The sequence below is a fragment of the Cysteiniphilum sp. genome (genome assembly GCF_057495195.1).
Window position 1 is genome coordinate 42,440 of sequence record NZ_JBXTEF010000128.1, and the last position, 7,436, is coordinate 49,875.

General features: G+C 38.6%; 7 protein-coding genes. 6 read left to right on the forward strand and 1 reads right to left on the reverse strand.

Annotated features, from left to right (window positions below; translation table 11 throughout):
- Nucleotides 1-33 precede the first annotated feature (33 nt).
- The 6 genes from pilM to ACY10D_RS10960 all read left to right on the forward strand — a co-directional run bounded on the left by pilM (nt 34) and on the right by ACY10D_RS10960 (nt 5,882).
- Nucleotides 34-993, forward strand: a complete 960-nt coding sequence (pilM, locus tag ACY10D_RS10935; RefSeq protein ID WP_487000766.1) for a type IV pilus biogenesis protein PilM — start codon at nt 34-36, stop codon at nt 991-993.
- Nucleotides 993-1,541 carry a PilN domain-containing protein gene (locus tag ACY10D_RS10940; RefSeq protein ID WP_487000767.1) on the forward strand — a complete coding sequence of 183 codons (549 nt, stop codon included), beginning with the start codon at nt 993-995 and terminating at the stop codon, nt 1,539-1,541. The genes pilM and ACY10D_RS10940 overlap by 1 nt, the downstream gene beginning before the upstream one ends.
- Nucleotides 1,538-2,137, forward strand: a complete 600-nt coding sequence (locus tag ACY10D_RS10945) for a type IV pilus inner membrane component PilO (protein WP_487000768.1) — start codon at nt 1,538-1,540, stop codon at nt 2,135-2,137. Before ACY10D_RS10940 ends, ACY10D_RS10945 begins: the two co-directional genes overlap by 4 nt.
- Nucleotides 2,138-2,674, forward strand: coding sequence for a pilus assembly protein PilP (locus ACY10D_RS10950; RefSeq protein ID WP_487000769.1), 537 nt, complete (start codon nt 2,138-2,140; stop codon nt 2,672-2,674).
- A 1-nt stretch (nt 2,675) separates the two neighbouring features.
- Nucleotides 2,676-4,481, forward strand: a complete 1,806-nt coding sequence (locus ACY10D_RS10955; RefSeq protein WP_487000770.1) for a type IV pilus secretin PilQ — start codon at nt 2,676-2,678, stop codon at nt 4,479-4,481.
- A 72-nt stretch (nt 4,482-4,553) separates the two neighbouring features.
- The gene (locus ACY10D_RS10960) at nt 4,554-5,882 is read left to right on the forward strand and encodes a trans-sulfuration enzyme family protein (protein WP_487000771.1); all 1,329 of its coding nucleotides are present in this window, start codon (nt 4,554-4,556) and stop codon (nt 5,880-5,882) included.
- Here the strand turns inward: ACY10D_RS10960 and ACY10D_RS10965 are convergent.
- Nucleotides 5,879-7,138, reverse strand: coding sequence for an MFS transporter (locus tag ACY10D_RS10965; RefSeq protein ID WP_487000772.1), 1,260 nt, complete (start codon nt 7,136-7,138; stop codon nt 5,879-5,881). The genes ACY10D_RS10960 and ACY10D_RS10965 overlap by 4 nt on opposite strands.
- Nucleotides 7,139-7,436: the final 298 nt, after the last annotated feature.

The following is a 7,436-nucleotide window of genomic DNA, read 5'->3' on the forward strand; positions in this document are numbered from 1 at the left end:
TGTCAGAAGTTGAAGTTAAAAGGACGAATGAGCATGCCGCTTTCTTATATGATGACACGCTTCAAAAGCAAAGGATTGGTCGCTATTGATTGGTCAGATTATTTCCTGCGTATTGTTGTATTAAGAAAAAAAAATCAAGGCTATGAATTAGTCGCAGCTGATAGTGCTGAGCTTGAACACGGCATGATTGAAAATGGACAGATCATTGACTTTGCTGAAGTGGCCGAGCGCTTGTTAGGACTTTTAAAACGCAATAAGATTAAGCATAAACAGGCAGCCTTTGTCATCAATGGTACGAATGTTATCAGTAAGCGCTTGCGATTTGATGAAGGACTGACTGATGCGCAAATTCATGATGAAATCGTGATAGACTTTAATAAGCATGTTTCCTACCCTACAGAAGAAACTTTTTATGATTTTGAGGTGCAAAAAAAAGAAAGTGCTAATTCTAGCAAACAGCAAGTGTTGTTTATCGCAGCGCATAAAGATCAAATTGCACAATATGAACAGTTAGCCCACATATGCCGTTTACATCTTGAGGTTATCGATATTGATAACTATGTATTGCAGCGTTTTGTTGAGATCTTTTACCCTGAGGAAAAACAAGACTGCTGGGCATTGATTTGTTTGAACTTTAAACGTTTTAAATTGCACATTCTTGATGAAAATCAAATTTATCTTTCTGAGCAGAAAACCATTTCAGCAGGCTTAAGTGAAGCAGAGTACTTAAATGCCTTGAATGCTTGGTTAATGCGTAATATGCAGATGTTTGAAGTATCTAATCGTGGTAAAAAACCACAAAAAATTGTGTTATATGGTGATTGTGTTGAGATTGAAAATATCATTACTAGCTTTAAAGAAATGATGCAATTAGATGTGATGGTATTAGATCCATTTATACATTTAGCGAATTCACAAGTAGCGGCGGATATTGAACACAAGGCATCATATCTATTAACTATTGCTCTGGCAACTCGACCGGAGGTGAACTGATGCATAACTTTAATCTTTTACCATGGCGTGAAATGCGCCAAAAGAAGCATTTAAAATCTTTGGCGCTTGATTTTGGTTTTGTCATGCTTATTGGTGTGATCATTACGTTTATTTGGCTTGTTATTGCATCAGAGGGGCTGTCTAATCAATATGAGCGCAATGAATATTTACGCACACAAAATACTGATTTTTTAAAGAATAATGCTGAGTTGGTTAAGCTTGAAAAAGAGAAGCTAGAACTCATTCGCAAAATTGAGCTGTTAAATAATTTAGAGAAAGAAAGGCAAAAAGTGTTAGGTGTGTGGTTTGGATTATCACAAACGCTACCGGATACTGCTTATCTAATTAGTATTGAGAAAAACAAAGACGAGTTATTGCTAGAAGGGCGCGCTGAAAATAGTAAAGCAGTAGCACAATTTATGCGCGCCTTAGAAGACTCACCGGAGTTTGACCGACCTACTCTGGCGAATATCAGTTTGATTGGCAAGCCTGGTTTTGGCGCTGAAAATGCCTTTAAAATAAGTGTGAAACAGGAGGTGACAAAATGAAGAAAAAGCTCATTTTGTTGCTAGATAAGCTAAGCATGCAACCTTTGTGGTTGAAGTTGATTATGTCAACTGTTGTGCTTATTCTTGTTGTGCTATTAGGCTATTCAACCATTGTTAGTATGCGCTATCAAGAAAGAACAAATGCCTTTGCCCTGGAAGAGCAATATAAAAATGAGCTAATCAAGAATATTGCACGAAGTAAGTCTTTACCTATTTTGCAGCAACAAGTCGAGATCCTACATAATAAATTCAATACATCACTGCAAGCATTGCCAACCGATAGTGAATTACCACAATTAATTGAACAGTTATCGGATTTGGCATTTCAAAATGGTTTGCGCGTGAAAGTGCTAAACCCACAGCCTTTGGATTATAAAGATAATTATGCAGTGCTTCATATTCAACTGGCGTGTGACGGCACATTTGAACAGCTGACGAATTTTGTTAATAAGCTTGAAACATTACCGCGAATTATTTTGATTGAGAGTTATCGCATTGTTCCTTATAACACGGTGAGTGAAAATGGCATTCTGCAGATGAATATGAATCTACAAACCTTTAGCCTGAAGTCAAAGCTGGGCAAGGAGGGTGTGTAGATGTTTAGCCGTATTATATTGGCTGTTATTGCGTTTGGCTCATCAGGTTTGGTCTTCGCAACACCAAAAGATCTTGTGCTTTTTGTTAAGGAGGCCAAGGTGCAAACCTTGGCTGATAAAATACAACCTTTGCCAGAGCTTAAAATGGTTAAAACCCAAGCCATGAATACAAAGGGAATGCGTAATCCATTTGACACGCCCGCAAAGCTTAAAGTAAAAGAGACCCCAACACAGATGATTGATGACAAACAACATGAACCTGATTTGGCGCGACAGAAGACTCCATTGGAAAAAATTCCGTTAGAAAATCTTAAATTTTCAGGTGTTATCGAGCAAAATGGACATTTTTGGGCTATTATAACCAATGTAAAAAATCAACATACAAATATCGTCCAAGTTGGTGATTATATTGGACGTGATTATGGACGCGTTGATAAAATTACGGCAAAGTATGTGGAGATTGATGAAAGGAAGAAAGGAAAAGAGGGGCAATGGCTCAAAGTAGATACCGTATTAAAATTAGATCAGGCGGAATAATATGTTATTAAAGGCAAGCGTCTTAAGATTAACAGCATGTGTGTTGGCATGTGCAATGACGATACCAATTGCGGCAGATACGTTGCATTTTGGTAAAGTTACGCTTGATGTAGATATGGCGCATTATTTAAAGAATGCTGCTAAAATTTCTGCGACAACTAGCGCTCATTCTCCTAAGAATTTATCGACAACAAATGGTAAGAAAAGTGTTGTTGAGCAAAACGTATTAACATCAATTAAAGAAGCAAGTAAAGTTAATTTAAATAGTTCACAAGCCTATATTGACGATATTCGTTATCAGCGTTCCTTGAATAATGGTGGCGTGTTGAAGCTGCTTTGGAAAAAACAACCACAACATATTGAGTTTTCAGAGCACAAAAACGCATTATTGATTACCTTAAAAAACACTCGTATTGCTGATTATTGGCTGCATAATATTGATACAACAATCTTTAATACAATTGTCAATTCGATTGATTTGTCACAAGAAGGCAATGATGTCGTTATTGTTGTTCACAGTGCTGTGCCATTTAACTTTACCCGCAAAACAACAGATAAGATGCTTGAGGTTGATTTAACTAATCAGCAAACAGAGGTTGATGGTTTTAATGTTAATAAAAAGATATCGTTAAAGTTTCAAGACGTGTCAGTGCGCGCGTTACTACAAACAATGGCGCAGTTTGCTGGTCTTAATCTTGTTGTCAGCGAAGGGGTTGAAGGTAATGTTTCGTTAAACTTGAATCAAGTCCCTTGGGAAGAGGCGTTGAATATTATTCTTGTATCAAAAGGGCTTGGGAAGCGTTTGATGGGTAATATTTTGTATATTGCACCGAATGCAGAAATTGCAGCACAAGATCAAGAAGCAGCAGCAGCACAAAAAGCCAATCAAGCAGCAGCACCGCTTGTTACTGAGTATATTCATCTTAACTATGCTAAAGCAGAAGAAGTGATGAAAGTAATTGAAGCGGGGAAATCTGGATTTTTATCATCACGTGGATCAATTGCTACTGATGAGCGTACCAATACTATTGTGATTACCGATACCAAGGACTATATCAATTCCGTGCGCGCAATGATTGAAAGTTTAGATGAGCCAGTTGACCAAGTGCTCATTGAAGCGCGTATTGTTGAAGTCTCAAGAAAGTCAGCATTTGATTTAGGGATCGGATATACAGCTAAAAACAGCTCAGGAAGTACCATTAGTATTTTGCCGAACTATTTAAAGCCATCTGATAATAAAGGCGGTTCAACCAACGCAAGCTTGGCGTTTAGTGGCTTATTTGGTGGTATTGATTTAAGTTTAGAGTTATCAGCGCTTGAAACTGAGGGTGACGCTAAGATTGTCTCATCCCCCCATTTAGTCGTTGCTGAGAATACAGAAGCCTATATCAAGCAAGGTAAAGAGATCCCTTATAATGAAAGCAGTGCCTCAGGGGCTGCAAGCATTGCCTTTAAAGAAGCGGTACTTGAGCTTAAAGTAAAACCACAGGTTGCGCCAAATGGTCATGTGGTCTTGGATGTGACTGTCAAAAAAGACGCGCCATCAACTGATGGCACAACGGGTTCTTCTGGGGAGCCTGCGCTTGATAAGCGTGAAATCGAGACAAAGCTTATGGTTAAGAATGGTCAGACGGTTGTATTGGGTGGCATTTATGAGAAAACAGTTGAACACTCAAAAAGTAAGGTACCTTTCTTAGGTGATATTCCATTACTCGGTTGGCTATTTAGCAGTGTCAGTAATAGCTCTGAAAACAAAGAGTTATTGATTTTTATTACACCTAAGATTATTAAGAGGGAAGCGCTTTAATAATTAAATTGGAGTTAAGCACTTTAGAAAAAGTGCATAACTCCAGTATTACTATATGAAGGAGGTCAGTTTGTGGATAGGGATAAAATAGCCGCACTTATTGATGCACGAGAGAAAGCATATAAGAAAATCTCAACTAAGTCATTTGATACGATTGCTACGCATGGCATCTATGATTTACATGAAGTAACGTTAAATCAAGGATCCATTATTGAACCGGTTTATATGACCACAGCACAAGCATTCTCTAGTGCTGACGAGTTGCAACAGGCGCTAGCCTATGAAATTCCCAGTTGGGCATATTCACGCATTCATAATCCGAGTGTTTATTATTTGGAATCAACGCTTGCTTTATTGGAGTCCTATCAAACCTCACAAGAGGCTTCTTGTTGTGTGATGAGCTCGGGTATGGCGGCTATTACGGCAGTAGCTGATGCATTACTGGCAAATGCAAAAAAAGCTAATTTTGTTGCATGCTCTCAAGTATATGGTGGGACGTTTCAGCAATTTAGCGTGCGCCAGCATGAAAAGGGGCGCGAGGTTCGTTGGTTGGCAGCATCTTCGGCACTTGAGATATGGCAAGCAGCAATCGATGAACAAACACGTTTTATCTACATTGAAATCCCCTCAAATCCCGGCTTGACCATTTGTGATATTGAATCTTTAGCTAATCTTGCGCAAAGGCATGATATTCCATTAATTGTTGATGCAACTTTGGCAACACCTGCTTTGTTAAGGCCTTTGCAATATGGTGCTGATATTGTCATTCACTCGCTGTCAAAAATTATGAGTGCTTCTGGAATGGTGATAGGGGGAGCTATTATTAGTCGAGCGAATATGCGTGGATCTTATTTGCTTGATGAAATGAAAAAAGACTTTGCATCATATCTTAAGTTATTACCAAATCGTGATAATGGTGCATGTTTGTCATCAATGAGTGCGTTTCTTACTTTGTCTGAACTACGTACTTTGCGTATGCGTGTAGATCAACTGTCACAAACAGCGCTTACGGTGGCAGATTTCTTAAACGATCATAAGATGATTGAAAAGGTGATTTATCCAGGGCTTAAAGATCATCCGCAGCATGATTTAGCGCAGTCTTATTTTACTTTAGTTGATGCAGGTAATGAGGTGAATCGCTACGGGCACTTGTTATCCTTTTTAGTTAAGGGTGATTTGGAGAAAACTAAATCAGTATTAAGTCGTTTGCAAATGGTTTTTAGAGCAACGGATTTAGGACGCATTAAATCAGTGGCAACGATTCCTGCGATATCAACGCATCAACAGCAAGGAGAGTCTGGACGTGATATTGCTGATATTCCAGTGAACCTTATTCGCTTAAGTGTAGGCGGAGAGTGCCCACAGGATATTGTGGATGATCTTGCTCAAGCGCTTGGTTAATTAATGCTTACTGGATAACTTAATTGCTTTTTCAAATGTTTAATGCGCCCAATGAGCAATAGTCCAATGCCACCAAGAAAGAGTAATCCCATAATTAATATGCTCAGACCATATACTGGATGGATATGTACAAGTGATAGTGCCACAAGAGGGGCGCCACCACTGATACCATTGCCAATGCTGTAGGAAAGTGCGCATCCTGTTGTTTGCCATTGGCTATCAAATGCTTCAGCAAACAGTGGTGAGATAGCGCCTTGAATGGCTGCCATCAGCAGAGTCAAGATGGTGATTGCCAAAAATACCCATGTTGGAGATTTGGTTTGTATCAAATAAATCAGTGGAATGGTTAAAAGGAAAAACAAGATTGCAGCGATATAAAAAAGTCGCTTAGCACCAATTTTATCGGCATGTTGACCAAAGATAGGATAGAAGATGCAGGCTAACACCAAAGTGAGACTATTAATTAAAAAGGCGGTCTGTTCAGAGATATTAAGCTCAGTAATTTGATAATTCACTAAATAGGTAAAGACAATATAATACAGTGATGCCGCCATGGTCGTTAAAAGACTGACAGCAATTACGGCTTTATATTGACTAGCAAGCCAGATAAACACATTTTGTCGTGCGCTTTTATTCTTATTAATACTTGGGTAGCTCTCATTACGATTAAGATAAAGATAGATAAGAAATAAGATGCCGCTTAAGGCAAAAGGAATGCGCCAAATCCACTGTGTATCATGATGTGAAAAAACGCTAGAGGCAAAAAAACCAACAATGGAGGCAAGAAGGAAGCCTAGCGATGATATGGAAAATACCATGCCAACTGCGAAGCCCTTGTCACTGTGATGATCTTTTACAGATAGTGAGATAAGGCCGGGAAATTGTCCACCAACGGATAGACCTTGGATGATGCGCAATATAATTAATAATATTGGCGCCCAAACGCCAATCATTTGATAATCAGGTAATAGCGCAACTAGAAAAGTTGAGATGCCCATCGCGATGACGCAGAAGTTAATCATGATCTTGGGGTGATAATAATCGCTGAGCCAGCCAATCAAAAAACCACCTAGAGGACGAACCAGTGAGCCAAGAAAAAATGTGGTAAAGGTTAGCAATAAGCTGACATAAGGATCATGGCTCGGAAAGAAATCTTTTGCTATATAGATCGCAAAGTAGATATATAAAGAGAAATCATACCATTCGATAATATTACCAAAGGAAAGACGAGCGAAGCTAATAAGAGACTTTTTCATCGTGAAATATAAGGTTTTAATATCCAGTTCTTTTCAAGGGTGTCATAGATTGATGTTAAAACCAAGGTAATATTAGGAATAAATCAAAGAGGAGAGGGGTGTGATCATAATTATGGATTTTCAGATCACTATTCAATCAAAACCCAATAAAAAGCGGTAAAAGTTAAAAAAGATAAAAAACGGGGTTGCGGGGTTGTAATTGGTGTGTATAATGGCACCTCGTTCTCAGCGAGAATGTTCGCAAGAATGCCTTGGTAGCAAGGTTTAAGAGATGTTTAAAGAGATATAAAATGTAGAT